Below are 21209 nucleotides of genomic sequence, written 5' to 3' on the forward strand. Positions count from 1 at the left end.
TCGTCGAGCGGAGGAAGAAGCGCAGGTTCGCCGGCTTCTCCGCGAGCCTGCGCATACTGTGCCTTCCCGGGGGACAACCCCCGGACCCCCGGCCGAAGCCGCGGCACAGGTCTGTCGCGTCAGTCATGAGTGATCATGCTCCGCAGGAAGAAGCGCAGGTTCGCCGGCTTCTCCGCGAGCCTGCGCATGAAGTAGCCGTACCAGTCGGTGCCGTAGGCGGTGTAGACGCGCATCCGGTGGCCCTCGGCGGCCAGCCGCAGGTGCTCGTCGCTCCGGATGCCGTACAGCATCTGGAACTCGTACTCGTCAGGCTTGCGCCCGGCGTGCCGGGCGAGTTCCTGGGCGATGGAGATCAGGCGCGGGTCGTGGGAGCCCACCATCGGGTACCCCTCGCCCTCCATTAGAGTCCGCAGGACCCGCACGTACGCCTTGTCGATCTCGTGCTTCTGCTGGTAGGCGACCTCGGCGGGCTCCTTGTAGGCGCCCTTGACCAGGCGGACACGGCTGCCGGCAGCGGCGAGGCGGCGGGCGTCGGCCTCGGTGCGGAAGAGGTAGGCCTGGATGACGCAGCCGGTCTGCGGGAAGTCCTTCCGCAGCTCCTCGTGGATGGTGAACATCGAGTCGAGGGTGGTGTGGTCCTCGGCGTCGAGGGTGACGGTGGTACCGATGGCCGCGGCGGCCTCGACGACCGGGCGGACGTTGGCGAGGGCCAGCTCGTGGCCGCCGGGGAGGGCCTGGCCGAACATGGACAGCTTGACCGACATCTCGACGCGCTCGCCGAGGCCGAGGTCCTTCAGCCGCTCGACGAGCTCGAGGTAGGCGTCCCGGGCCGCGGTGGCCTGCTCGGCAGTCGTGATGTCCTCGCCGACGACGTCCATCGTCAGCTCCAGGCCGCGGCCCGTGAGCTCCTCGATGATCGGGACGATGTCGGCGACCGACTCACCGGGGATGAAGCGGTCGACGACCTGCTTCGTCACCGGGGCCGCCGAGATCAGACGTCGCATCCGGTCGCTGCGCGACGCGGCGAGAATCACGGGACCCAGCACGGGGCACCTCCACAACACATGCCGGACAGGCCGCGATCCGACGATTTGGATACGGCACGGGGAACCACCGTGAAAGTTAAGGATCCCTCCGATCGTGAGCCATCGACAGCTGTCACGCATCCGTGCCACGGATCTCAGACAGATGTATGAAGGCGGTCGGGAATTGCGGGAGAATGCCCGGGTGACGTCGGAATTCAAGGGTGACTACCAGGAGCTGGTCGACGAGATCTCGGAGCTGCTGGGCGTCCCGGCGACCCTGGAGAACCGCGACTTCGAGCTGATCGCCTTCGGGGCGTACGACAGTGAGGGCGACCTCGACCCGTCGGCGCTGGACCCGGTGCGCACCCGCTCGATCCTGACCCGGCGTTCGACGGCCGCGGTCCGTACCTGGTTCGAGGGCTTCGGCATCACCCGGGCGACCGGACCGGTCCGGATCCCGCCGACCCCGGAGGCCGGCGTCTACCGGGGGCGGATCTGCCTGCCGGTACGCCATCGGGGTGTCGTCCTCGGCTATGTGTGGCTGCTCGACTCCGATCCGGGTCCGACGGACGCCCAGCTGGCCGCCGCCATGGGGGTGGCCGGGCGGATCGGGGCGCTGCTCGCGGACGAGGCGCGGGCGGGGGCGGGTCTCGGCCGGGAACTGCGGGCGGTGCTGGTCGCGGAGGGCGGCTGGCAGCGGGACATGGCGGTGGCCGAACTCCGCACGGCCCTGGGCACCCGCGCGGACGCCCCGCACACCCTGGTCTGTGTCGCCCCCTGGCCGTCCGCGGACCCGGACGACGCCCCGTCCCCGCGCACGGTCCCGCACGCCACCGCGCTGTGCGCCCTGCCCTGGGGGGCAACGGGCCACAGCCTCGCCGTACTGGTCCGGCTGCGCAGCACGGACACGGCCACGCCCGCCCTGACCGCCGCCGCCCGACTGCTCAAGGACGCGGAGGAGGCCCGGTCGGCGGCGGCACGCGGGGCCGGGGCACGGACGGCGGCGGCCGTCGCCGCGGGACTCGCGGGCCCGGTCCCGGCGGCGCAGGGCTGCGCCGCCGGGGTGGGCGGGGCCCGGACCGGGCTGGCCGAGCTGGGCGCGGTCTGGCAGGAGGCGTCGGCCGCGGCCCGGGCCGCGCTGGCCGAGCCGCGGTTCGGGCCGGTCGCGCAGTGGGCGGACATCGGCCCGTACCGCCTGCTGACCGCGCTGCCGCCGCAGACCCCGCAGGACCCGGCCGCGGCCCCGCTCCTCGCCCCGGCCCACCGCGAACTCGCCCGCACCGCCGAGGTCTACCTCGACCACGCGGGCCAGGCGGGCCGCACGGCCACCGCGCTCGGCATCCACCGGCAGACCCTGTACTACCGCCTCTCCCGCGTCGAACAGCTCACCGGTCTCGACCTGGACGACGGCGAGGACCGCCTGCTGCTGCACATGGTGTTGAAGGGGGCCCGGCTCGCCTGAGGTGGGCCTTTCGGTGCCGTGTGGGGATGCCGGTCGGCGTATGCTCCGCGTGGTCACATGCGTGTTCACATCAAAGATGTCGGCGGGGGCGGACATGGGTGATTCGGGTCCGGACATACGGCAGGGCGAGGCGGCCGAACCGTCGGCGGCGGCCGAGGAGAGCGGGGCGCGCAGACAGCTCGGGCCGGGCCGCCGGGCGGCCGCGCTGGGCATCGGGGCGCTCGCCCTCGCAGGGTGCGCCGCGGGGGCCGTCTGGCTGTTCCGGGACGACCTGCCCCACCCGCTCGGCGACGAACGGGCCTGCGCGGGAAGCGAGCAGCGGCTGCCGGACCGGATCCTCGTCCACGGCACGCCGATCCCCTCCGACGCCGCCGACGTCCACTACTTCACCCGGAACGGCAGGGCCGCCCTGTCCTTCCGCAGCGGCCTGCTCCCGGACTACCTGCGCGGCGCGGGCATCGTGCCGTCGGGCGCGGACCTGTTCGACAAACGGCACGGCAGCGTCGGCGTGGCCGGCGAGCCGTACAAGCTCCCGGACGGCCTGTGCGGAGCCGCACTGCGGAGCCCCGTCTGGTACTACCACCCCGAGGACGGCGTCCGGGTCACCGTCGAGCGCTCGCCGCTGTACGGCGACGCGCTCCGGTTCCCGGCCCGTGCCGTGATCACGTACTCGCTCGGCTGACCGGCGCCGCGCGGGGGCCGACTCCTCGGGCGTGTCAACTCCGGTTCGCGGCCTCGACGATCTGGCGCAGCCCCGCGGCGAGCGCGTCGCCGTCGGGGGCGGTCTTCGGGTCGAAGGTCCACTGCGAGATGAGGCCGGACATCAGGGTCATGTAGAAGCGGCCCAGGGTGTCGGCGGTCTCGTCGGAGACCTCCTCCTCCGGTACGCCCATCAGCAGCGAGGTCAGCCCGCGGCCGCCCTCGCGCTGGGCGCGCGCCAACTGGTCGCGCGCCTCCGGCATCTGATCGCCCATCGTCACGATCTCCACGCTGAGCCGCCACATGGAGCCGGGCCCGCGCATGCTGTCGACGATGTTCGACCACACCTCCCGGAACCGCTCGAGGGAGCCGGGCGCTCCGGTCAGCCCCCCGTCGCCGCCCTCGAAGGACATCTCCTCCACCAGGGCGATGTAGGCCTGCGCGAGCAGCGCGTCCTTGGAGCCGTAGTGGTAGCCGATCGAGGCGAGGTTGGTCCCCGACTCCCGGACGATGTCGCGCGCCGTCGTCCGCGCGAACCCCTTCTCGAGCAGGCAGCGCTTGGCGCCTTCCAGCAGATCCTCACGGTGTCCCATGCGCCCACCCTACCCGGGATCCATACACACGTCCTAGACGCGTGAATTATACAAGCGTTCTAGACAAGCGTTTAAGACGCCCGTACATTCCTTGGCATGACGAACCCGACGGGCACGAACGCAACCACTCCACCGAGCACCAACGCCCTGGCGGGGCGCCGCGAATGGACGGCGCTGGGCGTGCTGATGCTTCCGCTGCTCCTGGTCTCGATGGACGTCTCGGTCCTCTACTTCGCCCTCCCGGCGATCGGCGCGGACCTGGCGCCGAGCGGCACCCAGCAGCTGTGGATCCTCGACATCTACGGCTTCGTCCTGGCCGGTCTGCTGATGACGATGGGCGCGCTGGGCGACCGCATCGGCCGCCGGCGCCTGCTGCTGTTCGGCGCCGCGGCCTTCGGCGGCGCCTCGCTGCTCGCCGCGTACGCGGACAGCGCCGGGACCCTCATCGCCGCCCGCGCGGTCCTCGGCATCGGCGGCGCGACCCTGATGCCGTCGACGATGGCGCTGCTGCGCACGATGTTCACCGACCCTGGCCAGCGCGCGAAGGCGATCGGCCTGTGGTCCGGGGTGATGACGGGCGGGATCGCCCTCGGCTCGGTGATGAGCGGGATCCTCGTCGAGCACTTCTGGTGGGGCTCGGTCTTCCTGGTCAACCTCCCGGCGATGGCCCTGCTCCTGCTCATCGGCCCGTTCCTGCTCCCGGAGTCCCGCAACCCCTCCCCCGGCCGCTTCGACTGGCTGAGCGTCCCGCTCTCGATGGCCGCCGTGCTCCCTGTGATCTACGGCGTCAAGGAGATCCCCTCCGAGGGCTGGCACCCGCTCTACGTCGTCTCGGTCACCGTCGGCCTGCTCTTCGCCGCCCTCTTCGTCCACCGCCAGCGCACCACCGGCTCCCCGCTGATCCCGCCGGCCCTGCTGAAGGGCCGGGGCTTCTCCCCGGCACTGGTCCTGAACCTGGTCGCCTCGCTCGCCATGATGGGGTCGGCGATCTTCACCACCCAGTACCTCCAGTCGGTCCTCGGGATGAGCCCGCTCACGGCGGCGCTGTGGAGCCTGCTGCCCTCGGTGTTCATCGGGGCCGCGGGGCCGCTCACGGCACAGCTGGTGCAGCGGGGCGCCGACCGGGGGTACGTCGTCGCCGGCGGCTTCGCGGCCATGGCGGCCGGGTTCGTGCTGCTCGCCCTCATCGGCACCGACTCGCTGTGGCCGGTGCTGGCCGGCGCCGGCGTCCTGGCCTGCGGGATGGTCGCGATCATGTCCCAGCTGACCGACCTCGCGATGACCGCCGCGCCGGTGGAACGGGCCGGGACGGCGTCCTCGCTCCTTGAGACGGCTTCGGAGTTCGGCGGTGCGCTCGGTATGGCGGTACTGGGCTCGATCGGCACCGCGGTCTACCGCCACGAGATGCCGGCCACGGCCCCGGCCGGGGCCCGCGAGACGCTGGGCGGCGCACTGGCCACGGCGAGCCGGCTGCCGGGGCCCGCGGGAGAGGCCCTGACCCGGACCGCACGGGAGGCGTTCACCAGCGGGATGCACGGAGCGGCGATCGCGGGGGCGGTGCTGCTGACGCTGGCCGCGGTGGGGGCGGGGGTGACGCTGCGGAAGCTCGGTGAGTAGCAGGACATGCGAACGGCGGGCGGGCTGACTTGCGTCAGCCCGCCCGCCGTTCGCAGAAGTGGCTGTTACACGAGGTTCACCGAACGAGCCGACGTAGCCCCGATCTCCGATTCCACCTCGGCCAGCACGCCGGAGGCCACCGTGTCGTCGACGGTGAGGACGGCGAGCGCCTCGCCGCCCGCCGCCGCACGGGAGACCTGCATACCGGCGATGTTGATCCCGGCCTCCCCCAGGATGCGGCCGACGGTGCCGACGACGCCCGGCCGGTCCTCGTACCGCAGCACCAGCAGGTGGTCGGCGATCGCGAGGTCGACGTCGTAGTCGCCGACCGCGACGATCTTCTGGAGGTTCTTCGGGCCGGACAGCGTGCCGGAGACCGAGACCTCCTCGCCGTTGCCGAGGGTGCCGCGCACGGTGACGACGTTGCGGTGGTCGGCCGACTCCGAGCTGGTGGTGAGGCGGACCTCGACACCGCGCTCCTGCGCGAACAGCGGCGCGTTGACGTACGACACCGTCTCGTCGACGACGTCCTCGAAGACGCCCTTGAGCGCGGACAGCTCCAGCACCTTCACGTCGTGCTGGGTGATCTCGCCGTAGACCTCGACGTCGAGGCGGACCGCGACCTCACCGGCGAGCGCGGTGAAGATGCGGCCGAGGCGCTCGGCGAGGGGCAGGCCCGGCTTGACGTCCTCGGCGATGACACCGCCCTGGACGTTGACCGCGTCCGGGACCAGCTCACCCGCGAGGGCGAGGCGCACGGACCTGGCGACCGCGATGCCCGCCTTCTCCTGGGCCTCGTCGGTGGAGGCACCGAGGTGCGGGGTGCAGACGACCTGGTCGAGCTCGAAGAGCGGGGAGTCGGTGCACGGCTCCTTGCTGTAGACGTCGAGGCCGGCGCCGGCGACCCGGCCCTCCTTGAGCGCCGCGTACAGCGCCTCCTCGTCGACGATGCCACCGCGCGCGGCGTTGACGATCCGCACGGACGGCTTGACCTTGCGCAGCGCCTCGTCGCCGATCAGGCCGACCGTCTCGGGGGTCTTCGGGAGGTGCACGGTGATGAAGTCGGCGACCTCGAGCAGCTCGTCCAGCGACAGCACCTTCACGCCCATCTGGGCGGCGCGGGCGGGCTGGATGTAGGGGTCGTAGGCGACGACCTTCATGCCGAAGGCGGACATGCGCTGCGCGACCAGGGCGCCGATGCGGCCGAGGCCGACGACACCGAGGGTCTTCTCGGCCAGCTCGACACCGGTGTACTTGCTGCGCTTCCACTCGCCGTTCTTCAGCGCGGAATTGGCCTGCGGGATGTGGCGGGCGCTGGAGATGAGGAGACCGCAGGCCAGCTCGGCGGCGGTCACGATGTTGGAGGTCGGGGCGTTGACGACCATCACGCCGGCCTTGGTGGCGGCGGAGACGTCGACGTTGTCCAGGCCGACGCCGGCTCGTGCGACGACCTTCAGCTTCTTCGCCGCGGCGATGGCCTCGGCGTCGACCTTGGTGGCGGAGCGGATCAGGATCGCGTCCACGTCGGCGATGGCGGGGAGCAGTTCGGCCCGGTCTGCTCCGTTGGTGTGCCGGATCTCGAAGTCCGGGCCCAGCGCGTCGACGGTGGCGGGCGACAGCTCTTCAGCGATGAGTACGACAGGTTTCGAGCTCACGTGAGTCCTCACATGTCCAATGCGGACGGCCGTCCCGACGGCCGCAGGCGGTGGAGGTTGGCTAGCCGCGTGGAGACGCACGACGCTGTGGGCCTGACGCGTATGTAGTACGGCAGTGTAGTGGCGTGACGGAGGTCGTCCTGCGCCCCTGCGGAAGGATCACCCGTCCGAGATTCGACGGGGCGGACAACAGGGCCGGGGCGGCTCGCCCCGGCCCTGTCACCTGGGGCTCACGCGTCTTCGTTCACCCAGGACATCAGCTTGCGCAGCTGCTTGCCGGTGGTCTCCAGCAGGTGCTCGGAGTCCTGCTTCTTGTACTCGTTGTACTTCTTCAGACCGCCGTGGTACTCGTCCATCCAGTTGCGGGCGAAGGTACCGTCCTGGATCTCGGCGAGGACCTGCTTCATCTCGGCCTTGGTGGCGTCGGTGATGATCCGCGGGCCGGTGACGTAGTCGCCCCACTCGGCGGTCTCGGAGACCGACCAGCGCATCTTCTCCAGGCCGCCCTCGTACATCAGGTCGACGATGAGCTTCAGCTCGTGCAGGCACTCGAAGTAGGCGATCTCCGGCTGGTAGCCGGCCTCGACCAGGGTCTCGAAACCGGCCTTGACCAGGGCGGAGGTACCACCGCAGAGGACGGCCTGCTCGCCGAACAGATCGGTCTCGGTCTCCTCGGTGAAGGTCGTCTTGATGACACCGGCGCGGGTGCCGCCGATGCCCTTCGCGTACGACAGCGCCAGCGCGAAGCCGTTGCCCGTGGCGTCCTGCTCGACGGCCACGATGCAGGGCACGCCGCGGCCCTCCTCGTACTGACGACGGACGAGGTGGCCCGGGCCCTTCGGGGCGACCATGCAGACGTCGACGCCCGCCGGGGGCTTGATGAAGCCGTAGCGGATGTTCAGGCCGTGGCCGAAGAACAGGGCGTCGCCGTCGTTCAGGTTCGGGGCGATGGACTCCTCGTAGACCTGGGCCTGGATCGGGTCCGGGACGAGGATCATGATGACGTCGGCCTCGGCGGCGGCCTCCGACGGGGTCACCACGCGCAGGCCCTGCTCCTCGGCCTTCGCCTTGGACTTGGAGCCCTCGTGCAGACCGACACGCACGTCGACACCCGAGTCGCGCAGCGACAGCGCGTGGGCGTGACCCTGGCTGCCGTAGCCGATGACCGCGACCTTGCGGCCCTGGATGATGGACAGGTCGGCATCGGCGTCGTAGAACAGCTCGGCCACTTTGGGTTCTCTCCTTGGTGTGCAGGTGTTGCGTCCCACCGTATGACGGCGGGCGGAAGGGAAGTTTCGGGGTCTCGGTATACGGGCGGCCGCCGAGCCGGGAAGGAGCGCCGGCCGCCCGTATCAAGCCTTGCTCAAGCCTTACGCAGATCGGTCGAGGGCGCGCAGCGAACGGTCGGTGATCGAACGGGCCCCGCGTCCGATCGCGATGGTGCCGGACTGCACCAGTTCCTTGATGCCGAACGGCTCCAGCATCTTGAGCATGGCCGTCAGCTTCTCGCTGCTGCCGGTGGCCTCGATGGTGACGGCCTCCGGGGAGACGTCGACGGTCTTGGCCCGGAACAGCTGGACGATCTCGACGATCTGGGAGCGCGTCTCGTTGTCGGCGCGCACCTTCACCAGAACGAGTTCGCGCTGAACGGCCGAACCCGGCTCCAGTTCGACGATCTTGAGCACCTCGACGAGCTTGTTGAGCTGCTTGGTGACCTGCTCCAGCGGCAGCGCCTCGACACTCACCACGATCGTGATGCGGGAGATGTCGGCGTGCTCGGTGACCCCGACGGCGAGCGAGTCGATGTTGAAGCCGCGGCGGGAGAACAGGGCCGCGATCCGGGCCAGGATGCCCGGCTTGTTCTCCACCAGGACGGAGAGCGTGTGCTTGGACATTTTTTCTGCGTCTCTCTCGCTCAGTCGTCTTCGTTGTCGCCGAAGTCGGGACGGACGTCCCGGGCGGCCAGGATCTCGTCGTTGGAGGTGCCGGCGGCGACCATCGGCCACACCATGGCGTCCTCGTGGACGATGAAGTCGACGACGACGGGGCGGTCGTTGATGGAGTTCGCCTCTTCGATGACCTTGTCGAGGTCGTCCGGGGACTCGCAGCGGATGGAGTAGCAGCCCATGGCCTCGGACAGCTTGACGAAGTCGGGGACCCGGGTGCCGCGGGCGTCCGGGTTGACGTCGTCGGGCCCGGAGTGCAGCACCGTGTTGGAGTACCGCTGGTTGTAGAACAGGGTCTGCCACTGGCGGACCATCCCGAGGGCGCCGTTGTTGATGATGGCGACCTTGATCGGGATGTTGTTCAGGGCGCAGGTGGTCAGTTCCTGGTTGGTCATCTGGAAGCAGCCGTCGCCGTCGATCGCCCAGACGGTCCTGCCCGGCTGGCCGGCCTTGGCCCCCATGGCGGCCGGGACCGCGTAGCCCATGGTTCCGGCGCCGCCGGAGTTCAGCCAGGTGGCGGGCTTCTCGTACTGCACGTAGTGCGCGGCCCACATCTGGTGCTGGCCGACGCCCGCCGCGAAGATCGTGTCCTCCGGGGCGAGCTGCCCGATGCGCTCGATGACCTGCTGCGGCGAGAGCGAACCGTTGTCGGGCAGGTCGTAGCCCAGCGGGTACGTCTCGCGCCAGCGGTTGAGGTCCTTCCACCAGGCGGTGTAGTCCCCCTGGTGGCCCTCGCCGTGCTCCCGCTGCACCGCCTGGATCAGGTCGGCGATGACCTCGCGGGCGTCACCGACGATCGGCACGTCGGCGGCGCGGTTCTTGCCGATCTCCGCGGGGTCGATGTCGGCGTGGACGATCTTCGCGTACGGGGCGAAGCTGTCCAGCTTGCCGGTGACGCGGTCGTCGAAACGGGCTCCGAGGGCGACGATCAGGTCGGCCTTCTGCAGCGCGGTGACGGCGGTGACCGCACCGTGCATGCCCGGCATTCCCACGTGCAGCGGGTGGCTGTCGGGGAAGGCGCCGAGCGCCATCAGGGTGGTGGTGACGGGCGCTCCGGTGAGCTCGGCGAGGACCTTGAGCTCGGCGGTGGCGTGCGACTTGATGACACCGCCACCGACGTAGAGGACGGGCCGCTTCGCGGAGGTGATCAGCTTGGCGGCCTCGCGGATCTGCTTGGCGTGCGGCTTGGTCACCGGGCGGTAGCCGGGCAGGTCCATGACCGGCGGCCAGGAGAAGGTGGTCTTCGCCTGGAGGGCGTCCTTGGCGATGTCGACCAGGACCGGGCCGGGGCGGCCGGTGGAGGCGATGTGGAACGCCTGGGCGATCACCCGGGGGATGTCCTCGGCCTTGGTGACGAGGAAGTTGTGCTTGGTGATCGGCATGGTGATGCCGACGATGTCCGCCTCCTGGAAGGCGTCCGTGCCGATCGAGGAGGACGCGACCTGTCCGGTGATCGCCACGAGCGGCACCGAGTCCATGTGCGCGTCCGCGATCGGCGTCACCAGGTTCGTCGCGCCCGGGCCGCTCGTCGCCATGCAGACGCCGACCTTGCCGGTGGCCTGCGCGTAGCCGGTGGCCGCGTGGCCTGCGCCCTGCTCGTGCCGGCACAGGACGTGGCGCACCCGGGTGGAGTCCATCAGCGGGTCGTAGGCCGGCAGGATCGCGCCACCGGGGATGCCGAATACCGTGTCAGCGCCGACCTCCTCAAGCGAGCGGATGAGGGACTTCGCACCCGTGACGTGCTCGACGGTCGGGGTCTGCTGTCCTCCGGAACGGGGCCGCGGCTGCGGATGGTGGGCCCCGGTGGCCTGCTCGGTCATCGGCATTCTCTTCTCGATGCTGAGGGTTTTTGCGAGGTTCGTACGGATTTTCGCTGCCGTACGTCTGGTGCTGGTGCAACAAAAAACCCCTCGTGCCAAAAGGCAAGCGAGGGGAGCGCGCCGGTGTGGTCGCTGGGGATTCCGGATCGTCCTCCGGTGGGCCCCAGCTCAGCCGACGCGCTGTCCAAGTACGAGAATTCGGGTGCGCATGGGACTGACCCTCCCTCTGACGCGCACCACGTGTCAAGCGGGTGGGACGGGAGTCTCATTATGTGAGCGTAGGGCACTTCCGCCTCCGAGTACGGCGGGCACACCACCGGTGTACACCCCCGGGCCGCCTCCCGCGAAGGCAGGCTCGGCCGGGACGTGCGGAACCGGGTAGTGGCCGGAACCGAGCGCCCGGCGCAGCCGGTACTCGTCCACCGGGCCGGAGAACGCCATGCCCATACCGTGCGTGCACCCCATCGTACGGAGCGCGGTGACCTGCTCGGGCAGGTCCACGCCCTCGGCCACGGACTGCAGGCCGAGGTCTCCGGCGATCCGCAGCAGCCCGTTGGTGATCTTGTGCAGCCGGGCCGACTCGACGACCCCCTCGACCAGGCTGCGGTCGAGCTTGAGCACGTCGACGGGGAGCTTGCGGAGGGCCGTGATCGCCGCGTAGCCGCTGCCGAAGCCGTCCAGCGCGATCCGGACACCCTGCCGGCTGAGCGCGGTCAGCCGCCGCTCCAGCTCGTCCAGCGGGACCCTGGGGTCGGTGTCGGACAGCTCCAGGAGCAGCGCCCCCGAAGGCAGCCCGTGCCGGGTGAGCAGGACCTCCACGGAGCCGAGCGGCGAGGACCGGTCGAGCAGCCGCCGGGCGGACGTCCGGACGGCGACCGGCACCACGAGCCCGCTCGCGGCCCGCTCGGCGGCCTGCTCGATCGCCTCCTGGAGGATCCAGCGGTCCAGCTCGGCCGTCTTGTCGCTGTCCTCGGCGACCCGCAGGAACTCGGCCGGCGTGAACAGCACCCCCTGCGAGGAGCGCCAGCGCGCCTGTGCGGAGACCGACTCGATCCGGCCGTCCTCCAGGCACACCACGGGCTGGTGGAGCAGCGTGAACTCGCCGTCGTGCAGGGCGGCCCGCAGCCGGGTGGCCAGTTCCGCCTTGCGTACGACGTCCTGCTGCATCTGCGGCTTGTACAGCTTGACGCGGCCTTTTCCGGCCGACTTGGCGCGGTACATCGCCAGGTCGGCGTTGCGCAGCAGCTCACCGGCGCCGAGACCCGGTTCGGCGAAGGCGACACCGATGGACGCGTTGACACGGACATCGTTGCCGTCAATCGCGTACGGCTGGGAGAGGGTCACCCTGAGGCGGTCGGCGAGCTCCAGGATGTGCCGCTCCCGGGCACTGCGGTCACGGGTGCCGTCGCCGACGATCAGCGCCGCGAACTCGTCGCCGCCCAGCCGGGACGCGGTGTCGCCCTGGCGGACCGCGTCCTGGAGTCTGCGCGCGGCCTGGACGAGCAGTTCGTCCCCGGCCTGGTGCCCGATCGTGTCGTTGACGGCCTTGAACCCGTCCAGGTCGATGAAGAGCACCGCCGTGTTCCTGAGGGCGGGGCCCCGGTCGGAGGAGCGGCGGCCGGACAGGGCCTGCTGCACGCGCCGGGTGAACAGGGCGCGGTTGGGCAGGTCGGTGAGCGGGTCGTGCTCGGCGTTGTGCTGGAGCTGCGCCTGCAGCCGCACTCTTTCGGTCACGTCCCGGCTGTTGAAGATGAGGCCGCCGTGGTGGCGGTTGACGGTGGACTCGACGTTGAGCCAGCCGCCCTCGCCGGAGCGGAACCGGCACTCGATGCGGGTGGTGGGCTCCTCCTGGGAGCTCGCGGCGAGGAAGCGGCGCACCTCGTGCACCACGCAGCCCAGGTCCTCCGGGTGGATGAGGTTGGCCAGTTCCGAGCCCACCAGGTCCTCGGCGGACCGGCCGTAGACCCCGGCGGCGGCCGGGGAGACGTACCGGAGGATGCCGTTGGGCGCGGCGATCATGATGACGTCGCTGGAGCCCTGCACCAGGGAGCGGAAGTGGTTCTCCTGCTGCGCCAGTTCCTGGGTGAGGGTGATGTTGTCGAGCAGCATGATGCCCTGGCGCACGACGAGCGCGAGGACCACGCAGCCGGCGGTGATCAGGACGACGTGGTCCGGACTGCGGCCGTCGAGGACGTTGTAGAGGATGCCCAGGGTGCACACGGCGGCGGCCAGGTACGGGGTGAGCGCGGCCAGGGAGCCGGTGATCGGCCGTCCGGACGGGTACCGGCTGTGGTCGCCGCCCGGGGCCGGCGCCGGCGGCTGCTTGGGCGCCGGGGCACGGCCGCCGGGCACGTGCTCGTGGACCACGCGCGTGTGCCCGTCGGGATCCTGGGCGCCCTGCGACCGGGGGGCGGCCCAGGGGGCGTACGCGAGCAGCAGCGATCCGGCGAACCAGCCCGCGTCCAGCAGCTGGCCGGAGCGGTAACTGCTGTGCAGCAGCGGCGAGGTGAACAGGGCGTCGCACATCACGGTCAGGGCGAGGGCGCCGATCGCGGTGTTCACCGCGGTGCGGTTGCCCGGCGAGCGCCGGAAGTGCAGCGCAAGCACCATGCTGACCAGGGCGATGTCCAGCAGCGGGTACGCCAGCGAGAGCGCGGTGTGCGCGACGCTGGGCCCGTCGAACCGGGCGGCCTGGGCGAGCGCGAGGCTCCACGACAGGGTGAGCAGGGAGCCGCCGATCAGCCAGGCGTCCAGCGCGAGGCAGATCCAGCCGGCCTTGGTCACCGGCCGCTTGGCCAGCACCAGCAGACCCACGATGGCGGGCGGCGCGAAGCACAGGAAGAACAGGTCGGCGTAGCTGGGGCTGGGCACGGGCCGCTGGAGCACGACCTCGTACCACCCCCAGACCGCGTTGCCCAGGGCCGCCATCGCCGAGGAGAGGGCGAACAGCAGCCAGGCGGGTCGAAAGCGGACCCGCGGGGAGCGGGCGTAGAGGAAGCACGACACGGCGGCGGTGCCGGCGGCCGCGGTCAGACCGAAGTCACCCATGAACAGGGCGATCTGGTTCGAGCCCCAGTCGAACGCGGAACCGACGGCGTATCCCGCGCAGATCAGGGCCAGGACGAGTTGGCGGACCACGCCGGTCCCGCCGCCGGTGGCCGGCGGCCGGGGGTGCGGCATCCCCGCCGGAGGCTGTGCCCGCAGCGCTCCGGGGAGGGTGGTCGTCACGGATGTCGGCGCTGTCACGGGACCCTCCAGGTCCGCGTCGCTCCCGTGTCCCTCAGGTCCCGGTGCGCTGGATGTGCGTGCCTCCGGCGTCCGCTGTGCCTGCGGTGGTGGTGATGGCTGGTGTGGTGGCCGCGTCTGCGCGCAGCTGTGCGCCAGGGTCGCCGCCGGCGGCTCCGCCGCGTCGGATCGTTCGTCCATAGGCCGTGCATCGCCCGTCGCCCCCCTCACAAATCTGAAATGTCCATCCCCGGCGCCGTACGGTGCGCGGCGCAGCCCCTTCCGGGACGATACACCAGTCTCGTCACTCAGGGACATAGCTTCTCTACGCTCCGTGACGACCAGGGGCTATGCGCGCACGCACCGCGCCCGGAAGGTTGCGGACCGTACCGGAAGCGGATTACACGCGTATTGCCGTGATGGTCAGTTGTCGGTGGATCCCGTCGTCAAAATCACGTTCCGCAACGGCTCCCGGTTCACGAAACGGTTCAACTGCTCGGTGACGAGGCGCTTGGCGCGCGGCAGGAAGGCCGAGGTGGGGCCGCCGACATGAGGGCTGATCAGGACTCCGGGCGCCTGCCACAAGGGGTGTCCGGCCGGCAGCGGCTCGGGGTCGGTGACGTCCAGGGCGGCGGTGAGGCGGCCGCTCTCCAGCTCGGCGAGGAGGGCCTTGGTGTCCACGACGGCCCCGCGCGCGATGTTCACGAGCAGTGCGCCGTCCTTCATCCGTGCGAGGAACTCCGCGTTGACCAGGCCACGCGTGGTGTCCGTGAGGGGCGTGGAAAGGATGACGACATCGGCTTCCGGAAGCAGATTCGGCAGTTCGGTGAGCGGATGCACGGGACCGCGCGCCGAGGCGCGCCCGGAGCGCGCGACGCGCGCCACCCGCGCAACCTCGAAGGGCACGAGCCGGTCCTCGATGGCCGAACCGATGGCGCCGTAGCCGACGATGAGGACGGACCTGTCGGCGAGGGCGGGGTGGAATCCGCCCTGCCAGTGCTCCTGCTGCTGGGCGCGCACGAATCCCGGGATGCCGCGCAGGGAGGCCAGGGTGAGCGCGAGCGCGAGTTCGGCGGTGCTCGCCTCGTGCACACCGCGCGCGTTGCACAGCGGCACGCCGGGGACGATGCGGTCGCCGGCCGCGATCATGTCGTCCACACCGGCCGTGAGGGTCTGGACGAGCCGCAGGTTCCGCATCCGCACCAGCGGCCGCACCTTCACGTCCTGCCGCTTCATGTAGGGGACGACGTAGACGGCACAGTCGGCGGGGTCACCGGGGAACTCCTGGTCACCGTCCCAGAAGAGGTAATTGAGCCCTTCGGGCAGATCCGTGAACTCGTCGGGCGGGATGGGGAGCCATGCGTCCTGGGTCATGGTCAGGAGGCTATGTCAGGGGTGTGGCGGCGGGCGGGTTAGGTTGGGGGCCGGAGAAGGAGGTTCACGGGCTGGTGGAGCGCAGGACGATCGGCGCGGGGGCGCTCGCGGTGGGGGCCGTCGGACTCGGGTGCATGCCGATGAGCTGGGCGTACAGCGGGTCGCGGCAGCGGGGTGACGAGTCGCTGAGAGCGGTGCACCGGGCGCTGGACCTCGGCGTGACGCTGCTGGACACGGCCGACATGTACGGTCCGTTCACCAACGAGCTGCTGCTGGGGAGGGTGCTCAGGGAGCGGCGTGCGGAGGCCTTCGTCTCGACGAAGGTGGGTCTGCTGGTGGGCGACCAGCACATCGTGGCGAACGGCCGGCCCGGATACGTGAAGCGGGCCTGCGACGCGTCGCTGCGCCGGCTCCAGACCGATGTCATAGACCTCTACCAGCTGCACCGCGCCGACCCGGAGGTTCCGGTCGAGGAGACCTGGGGCGCGATGGCGGAACTGGTGCAGGCGGGAAAGGTGCGGGCACTGGGGTTGTGCGCCGTGGGGGCGCGCGGGGGGCGCAGGTCCGGCGCGCGGTTGCATGACGCGACCCTGCGGCAGCTTCGGCGGGTGCAGCAGGTGTTTCCGGTGAGCACGGTGCAGGCGGAGCTGTCGGTGTGGTCGCCGGAGGCGCTCGAGTCGCTGCTGCCGTGGTGTGCGGCGCGGGGGGTGGGGTTCCTCGCGGCGATGCCGCTCGGCAACGGCTTCCTGACCGGGACGCTCACGCCGGGTGAGGGGTTCGAGCCGGACGACCTGCGGGCGCGGCACCCTCGCTTCACGGCGGAGATGATGGCGGCGAACCAGCCGATCGTGGCGGGGCTGCGGAGGGTTGCGGGCCGGCAGGACGGCGACGGTGTCACCGCCGCTCAGGTGGCGCTGGCGTGGGTGCTGGCGCAGGGGGCGCATGTGGTGCCGGTGCCGGGGACGAAGCGGGGGCGGTGGGTGGCCGAGAACGCGGGTTCCGTCGAGGTCCGGCTGAGTGCGGAGGATCTGGCGGAGCTGGGCGGGCTGCCTGCTGCGCAGGGCTCCTGGGACTGAGCGGTTGTAGAAGGTGCCGCGTTCTGCCGGTGGTCCGGTGCGGCGCCGTGGGGGCTGGTCGCGCAGTTCCCCGCGCCCCTGAAGGGGCGCGTTGTACTACCGTCGGTCGGAGGGGCCAGGCCGTTCGAAGGGACCGTGACCGTGCAACGTCGAGCTGTGCCCGCCTTGTTGGCCGCGGCCGGACTCCTGCTGGTGGCGGGGTGTTCCTCCGGGGGCGGGGGCGGGGATCTGCCCACACCGTCCTGGGCCGGGGGGTCGTCGGTGAACTCCACCGGGGCCTCCGCGTCGGCCGGGGCCACCGAGTCCGCCGCCCCTGCCAAGGGGTCGGTGAAAGTGCTGCGTACCGTCGCCGAGGGGCTGAAGTCGCCCTGGGGGCTGGCGCCGTTGCCGGACGGGGCGGGGCTGCTGGTGTCCGACCGCGACGACGGGACGATCAGCAAGGTCGACGAGAAGACCGGGAAGATCACGGAGCTGGGGGTGGTCTCCGGGGTGTCCGCGGCGGGTGAAGGGGGCCTGCTGGGGATCGCGCTCTCCCCCGACTTCGCCTCCGACCACATGATCTACGCGTACTTCACGTCGGCCTCCGACAACCGCATCGTCCGGATGCTCTGGGACGGGAGCAAGCCGGCCAAGGAGCAGCTGGGCGCGCCCGACACGATCTTCAAGGGCATTCCGAAGGGGTTCATCCACAACGGCGGACGGATCGCCTTCGGCCCGGACGGCATGCTCTACGCGGGGACCGGCGAGAGCGGGCAGCGGGGCCTCGCACAGGACAAGGGCTCGCTCGGCGGGAAGATCCTGCGGCTGACGCCGGAGGGTGACCCGGCTCCCGGCAACCCGTTCCCGGACTCCCCCGTCTACACCTACGGCCACCGCAACGTCCAGGGCCTCGCCTGGGACGACCGGCAGCGGCTGTTCGCCTCGGAGTTCGGGCAGGACACCTGGGACGAGCTGAACGCCGTCAAGCCCGGCGGCGACTACGGCTGGCCGAACGCGGAGGGCAGGTCGTCGGACCCGAAGTACGTCAACCCGATCGCCCAGTGGCACACGGACGACGCCTCACCCAGCGGCATCGCCTACGTCGACGGCGTCATCTGGATGGCCGGTCTGAAGGGGCAGCGGCTGTGGCGCATCCCGCTGGACGGCACGACCGCGGCCGCGGCTCCGCAGGCCTTCCTCACCGGTGAGTACGGCCGCCTCCGCACGGTCGTCGCGGCCGGCGGCGACAAGGTGTGGCTGGTGACCAGCAACACCGACGGACGGGGCAAGCCGAAGGCGGGCGACGACCGGATCCTGGAGCTGGAGGTGAGGTAGGCGCGGCGGGGGCGGCGCCGCTCACGTCTCGTCGTCCCCCGAGTCCGCTGAAGGCTCCCCTTCGGACTCCGCCGCGGGCTCCTGCTGCGGGAGCCGGATGACGACCTTGCCGGACGCGAGGTCTATCGGCCCGCGTCCCGGGTCCGTGTCCCCCACGTCCTCCCTGGTCAGCTCCAGCCGCTTCTGCTCCTCGTGGGTGTGTTTGCGGCCGGGTGCGAACAGCTCCTCGAACATGTTGAACACGGTGCCTCCTGTGCCGGTCCCCTTACCTGGTCGGGCCGAGGGCCTCGACGGGGAACATCCCCAGTCTGTGTGCCACCGCCGCCGCCTCGCCCCTCCCTGCAACGCCCAGCTTGCCCAGAATGTTCGAGACGTGGACGCTCGCGGTCTTCGGGGAGATGAAGAGCTCCTCGGCTATCTGGCGGTTGGTACGGCCGGCCGAGACCAGGCGCAGGACGTCGCGCTCCCGGCTGGTGAGGCCGAGGCTCTCGGCGGGGTCGAGGGCCCGGGGGGCGGCGCGGGTGGTGAGGGTGAGGCGGGCGCGCTGGGCGAGGAGGGCGACGGCCTCGGCGAGCGGGCGGGCGCCCAGGTGGTCGGCGACAGCCCCGGCCAGCCGGAGGAGTTCCGTCGCGCGGTCGCGTTCGTCGTCGCCGGTGGCCTCTTCGAGCAGGGCCTGGGCGAGGCGGCGGCGGACCCGGGCGAGGTCGTAGGGGCGGTCCAGGCGCTCGAAACCGGTGACCACGTCCGACCAGACGGCGGCGGTGCCGGTGCCCCGCGCGCGGAGCAGCTCGGCGCGGGTCCAGCGCTCGTACGCCTGCCAGAGGGGTGCGCCGGTGGTGAGCTTGCGGGCGGCCTCGGCGAGCCGGTCGAGCGCCTCGGCGCGGCCCTCGGCCGCCGCGGGCAGGGCGCGGGCGTCGGCCTCGGCGGTCGCGGCGGCCAGCAGCAGGGGCCAGCCGTAGCGATGGGTGCCGGGCGGGAAGCCGGCCGCCAGGGCGCGGTCCAGCTCGGCGCGGGCGTCGAGGATCCTGCCCTCCTCGGCGGCGACGCCGATCGCGATCCGGGCGACCGGCAGCTGGGCCTGGGGCATCGGGTCGTGGGTGCCGTAGTGGGCGCGTGCGACGGCCAGCCGGCGGGCGGCCTCAGCCGTGTCGCCCCGGGCGAGGGCGACATGGGCGAAGTGCAGGGCGCCGGCGCCCCGGGGCTTGGCGCTGGCCGCGGAGCCGAGGGCGCCCGCGGCGGCTTCGGCGGCCTCGTCCCACTGGCCGAGCGCGTACAGCGACTCGGAGAGGTTGCCCCAGATCCATGCCTCGGCGTCCAGCAGGCCGTATCTGCGGGCGAAGGCGATGCCCTCGCGCTGGATCGGCACCGCCTCCCGGGAGCGGCCCACCGACTCCAGCTCGGAGGGGAGGTTCGTGTAGGCGCGGCCCGCGACATGGGCGACGCCCTCCTGGAGCGCGGCGTCCTTGACGCGCTCCAGCTCCGCCAGGCCGTTGTCGACGTCACCCGCGTCGACCATGAGGCAGCCCAGAGTGACGCGCGCGTTGAGCTCGATCTCGCGGGCGCCCACCATCCGCGCGTACTCGACGGCCCGTTCGGCGGCGGCGAAGGCCTCGGGGCCCGGCTCGTGCAGCATGGACCAGGCGGCGGCGTTGGCCAGCACGTCGGCGTGCACCTCGGACGGCGGCAGGCCGCGCACGAGGTCCTGGGCGGTGCCGAGTTCCTGCCAGCCGTCGCCGCGGGCGAGGCCCTGGACCAGCCGGGAGCGCTGCACCCAGAACCAGGCGGCGCGCTGCGGGTCGTGCTCGTCCTGGAGGATCCGCAGCGCCTTCTTGGTGATCTTCAGAGCGCGTTCGCGCTCCCCGCAGAAGCGGCCGGCGACGGCCGCCTCCGCCATCAGGTCGAGATAGCGCAGCGGGGTGGACGCGGGATCGCAGCCGCTGGGGGTCCCCCCACGGCTTTCGGGCAGTGGGGGAGGGTAGACGTCGGTGTAGTCGACGGGGCGCAGGGCCGCACGGATCTCCTCGGGGGCGGTGTCCCACAGCTCCATCGCCCGCTCCAGAAGCCGCAGTTGCTCGCTGTAGGCGTGCCGGCGGCGGGCCACGACGGAGGCGTCGAGGGCAGCGGGCAGGGCCTTGGCCGGGTCGTGGGCCTGGTACCAGTAGCTGGCCAGGCGGGTCACGCGCGCGTCGGCCGGGACCAGCTGGGGGTCGGCCTCCAGGGCCTCGGCGTAGCGGCGGTTGAGCCGGGAGCGTTCGCCGGGCAGCAGGTCGTCGGCGACGGCCTCGCGGACCAGGGAGTGCCGGAAGCGGTAGCCGTCGCCGGCGGGGGTGGCGGTGAGGAGGTTGGCGCCGACGGCGGCCCGCAGCGCCTCGATGAGGTCGTCCTCGGCAAGCTGGGCGACGGCGGCGAGCAGCCGGTACTCGACGGTGGAGCCGCCCTCGGCGACGACCCGGGCCACCCGCTGGGCGCTCTCGGGCAGTGCCTCGACCCGGACCAGGAGCAGGTCGCGCAGTGAGTCGGTGAGTCCGGTGCAGCAGCCCTCGGCACCGGCCACGGCGAGTTCCTCGACGAAGAAGGCGTTGCCGTCGGAGCGTTCGAAGATGTCGTCGACCTGGGCGGGGTCGGGTTCGGCGGCGAGGATGCCGGCGATCTGGCGGCCGACCTCCTCGCGCGTGAACCGGGCGAGTTCGAGGCGGCGGACGGTGCGCAGCCGGTCGAGTTCGGCGAGCAAGGGGCGCAGCGGGTGGCGGCGGTGGATGTCGTCGGAGCGGTAGGTGGCGAGGACGACGAGCCGGCCGGTGCGCAGGGTGCGCAGCAGGTAGGCGAGGAGGTGGCGGGTGGAGGCGTCCGCCCAGTGCAGGTCCTCCAGGGCGACGACCACCGTGCGCTCGGCGGCGACCCGCTCCAGGAGGCGTGCGGTGAGTTCGAAGAGGCGGGCCATGCCCTGTTCGTCGTGGCGGCCGGAGGTGGCCTCGCCGAATTCGGGCAGCAGCCGGGCCAGCTCGTCCTCCTGGCCGGCGGCGGCCTCGGCCAGTTCGTCGGGCAGGGCGGCCCGCAGCGCGCGCAGGGCAGTGGAGAAGGGGGCGAACGGCAGCCCGTCGGCGCCGATCTCCACGCAGCCGCCCAGGGCGACGACCGCGCCCCTGCGGCAGGCGGCGGTGGCGAACTCCTCCACCAGCCGGGTCTTGCCGACGCCGGCCTCGCCGCCGAGCAGCAGCGCCTGCGGCTCGGCGGCCCCGGCGCGGTCGAGCGCGTCGTTCAGTGTGTCCAACTCGTCGTTGCGGCCTACGAACACGGGACTCACGGACCTGGTTTCCACAGGCCAGAGCATGGCATGGAGCCCGGAGCCCACGGCAGCGGTTTTCCACAGCACCGGTGCGCTTGTCGTACCGGTGGACGGCAA

The 21209-nt window shown here is 71.7% G+C and carries 15 protein-coding genes; 5 read left to right on the top strand and 10 right to left on the bottom strand.

What is annotated here, in order from left to right; translation table 11 throughout:
- Positions 1 to 119: 119 nt before the first annotated feature.
- Positions 120 to 1046 carry a proline dehydrogenase family protein gene (locus tag ACZ4UV_RS47970; protein ID WP_451019378.1) on the bottom strand — a complete coding sequence of 309 codons (927 nt, stop codon included), beginning with the start codon at positions 1044 to 1046 and terminating at the stop codon, positions 120 to 122.
- A gap of 142 nt (positions 1047 to 1188) precedes the next feature.
- On the opposite strand from ACZ4UV_RS47970, the gene ACZ4UV_RS47975 reads away from it, so the two are divergent.
- Positions 1189 to 2487: a PucR family transcriptional regulator gene (locus ACZ4UV_RS47975; RefSeq protein ID WP_451019379.1), complete on the top strand. Its 1299-nt coding sequence runs from the start codon at positions 1189 to 1191 to the stop codon at positions 2485 to 2487.
- A 94-nt stretch (positions 2488 to 2581) separates the two neighbouring features.
- Positions 2582 to 3169 (top strand): hypothetical protein, encoded by a 588-nt coding sequence (locus ACZ4UV_RS47980; protein ID WP_451019380.1) that lies wholly within the window; start codon positions 2582 to 2584, stop codon positions 3167 to 3169.
- A 34-nt stretch (positions 3170 to 3203) separates the two neighbouring features.
- On the opposite strand, the gene ACZ4UV_RS47985 is transcribed toward ACZ4UV_RS47980, so the two are convergent.
- Positions 3204 to 3779, bottom strand: a complete 576-nt coding sequence (locus tag ACZ4UV_RS47985; protein ID WP_451019381.1) for a TetR/AcrR family transcriptional regulator — start codon at positions 3777 to 3779, stop codon at positions 3204 to 3206.
- Positions 3780 to 3875: 96 nt separating this feature from the next.
- On the opposite strand from ACZ4UV_RS47985, the gene ACZ4UV_RS47990 reads away from it, so the two are divergent.
- The gene (locus tag ACZ4UV_RS47990; RefSeq protein ID WP_467848141.1) at positions 3876 to 5396 is read left to right on the top strand and encodes an MFS transporter; all 1521 of its coding nucleotides are present in this window, start codon (positions 3876 to 3878) and stop codon (positions 5394 to 5396) included.
- A 65-nt stretch (positions 5397 to 5461) separates the two neighbouring features.
- Here ACZ4UV_RS47990 and serA read toward each other — a convergent pair whose 3' ends face one another.
- From serA to ACZ4UV_RS48020, 6 genes are all read right to left on the bottom strand, one after another.
- Positions 5462 to 7051: a phosphoglycerate dehydrogenase gene (gene serA, locus ACZ4UV_RS47995; protein WP_390040687.1), complete on the bottom strand. Its 1590-nt coding sequence runs from the start codon at positions 7049 to 7051 to the stop codon at positions 5462 to 5464.
- 230 nt (positions 7052 to 7281) lie between these two features.
- Complete coding sequence (gene ilvC, locus ACZ4UV_RS48000) at positions 7282 to 8280, bottom strand: ketol-acid reductoisomerase (RefSeq protein ID WP_351961305.1); 999 nt, start codon at positions 8278 to 8280, stop codon at positions 7282 to 7284.
- A gap of 141 nt (positions 8281 to 8421) precedes the next feature.
- Complete coding sequence (gene ilvN, locus ACZ4UV_RS48005; RefSeq protein ID WP_046726929.1) at positions 8422 to 8946, bottom strand: acetolactate synthase small subunit; 525 nt, start codon at positions 8944 to 8946, stop codon at positions 8422 to 8424.
- Positions 8947 to 8966: 20 nt separating this feature from the next.
- Positions 8967 to 10817, bottom strand: a complete 1851-nt coding sequence (locus tag ACZ4UV_RS48010) for an acetolactate synthase large subunit (protein WP_451020710.1) — start codon at positions 10815 to 10817, stop codon at positions 8967 to 8969.
- Between the two features lie 243 nt (positions 10818 to 11060).
- Entirely contained in the window at positions 11061 to 14063 is a 3003-nt protein-coding gene (locus ACZ4UV_RS48015; protein ID WP_467848160.1) for a putative bifunctional diguanylate cyclase/phosphodiesterase, read from the bottom strand.
- 402 nt (positions 14064 to 14465) lie between these two features.
- Positions 14466 to 15416 carry a 2-hydroxyacid dehydrogenase gene (locus ACZ4UV_RS48020; protein WP_390040680.1) on the bottom strand — a complete coding sequence of 317 codons (951 nt, stop codon included), beginning with the start codon at positions 15414 to 15416 and terminating at the stop codon, positions 14466 to 14468.
- 74 nt (positions 15417 to 15490) lie between these two features.
- Between ACZ4UV_RS48020 and ACZ4UV_RS48025 the strand changes: the two genes are divergently transcribed.
- Complete coding sequence (locus ACZ4UV_RS48025) at positions 15491 to 16492, top strand: aldo/keto reductase (protein WP_390040678.1); 1002 nt, start codon at positions 15491 to 15493, stop codon at positions 16490 to 16492.
- Positions 16493 to 16648: 156 nt separating this feature from the next.
- Positions 16649 to 17806 carry a PQQ-dependent sugar dehydrogenase gene (locus tag ACZ4UV_RS48030; protein ID WP_451020708.1) on the top strand — a complete coding sequence of 386 codons (1158 nt, stop codon included), beginning with the start codon at positions 16649 to 16651 and terminating at the stop codon, positions 17804 to 17806.
- A gap of 21 nt (positions 17807 to 17827) precedes the next feature.
- On the opposite strand, the gene ACZ4UV_RS48035 is transcribed toward ACZ4UV_RS48030, so the two are convergent.
- Both ACZ4UV_RS48035 and ACZ4UV_RS48040 read right to left on the bottom strand, forming a co-directional pair.
- Entirely contained in the window at positions 17828 to 18049 is a 222-nt protein-coding gene (locus ACZ4UV_RS48035; protein ID WP_467848179.1) for a DUF6191 domain-containing protein, read from the bottom strand.
- A 22-nt stretch (positions 18050 to 18071) separates the two neighbouring features.
- Positions 18072 to 21137 (bottom strand): helix-turn-helix transcriptional regulator, encoded by a 3066-nt coding sequence (locus ACZ4UV_RS48040; RefSeq protein WP_451020707.1) that lies wholly within the window; start codon positions 21135 to 21137, stop codon positions 18072 to 18074.
- Positions 21138 to 21209 lie beyond the last annotated feature (72 nt).

This window comes from Streptomyces sp. NPDC028289 (assembly GCF_055565975.1).

Bases quoted from the DNA above. Each gene is read 5' to 3' on its own strand.
- ACZ4UV_RS47975 (WP_451019379.1), top strand. From the start codon at position 1,189: ATGTATGAAGGCGGTCGGGAATTGCGGGAGAATGCCCGGGTGACGTCG.
- ilvN (WP_046726929.1), bottom strand. From the start codon at position 8,946: ATGTCCAAGCACACGCTCTCCGTCCTGGTGGAGAACAAGCCGGGCATC.
- ACZ4UV_RS48040 (WP_451020707.1), bottom strand. From the start codon at position 21,137: ATGCTCTGGCCTGTGGAAACCAGGTCCGTGAGTCCCGTGTTCGTAGGC.
- ACZ4UV_RS48020 (WP_390040680.1), bottom strand. From the start codon at position 15,416: ATGACCCAGGACGCATGGCTCCCCATCCCGCCCGACGAGTTCACGGAT.
- ACZ4UV_RS47980 (WP_451019380.1), top strand. From the start codon at position 2,582: ATGGGTGATTCGGGTCCGGACATACGGCAGGGCGAGGCGGCCGAACCG.
- ACZ4UV_RS47990 (WP_467848141.1), top strand. From the start codon at position 3,876: ATGACGAACCCGACGGGCACGAACGCAACCACTCCACCGAGCACCAAC.
- ACZ4UV_RS47985 (WP_451019381.1), bottom strand. From the start codon at position 3,779: ATGGGACACCGTGAGGATCTGCTGGAAGGCGCCAAGCGCTGCCTGCTC.
- ACZ4UV_RS48010 (WP_451020710.1), bottom strand. From the start codon at position 10,817: ATGACCGAGCAGGCCACCGGGGCCCACCATCCGCAGCCGCGGCCCCGT.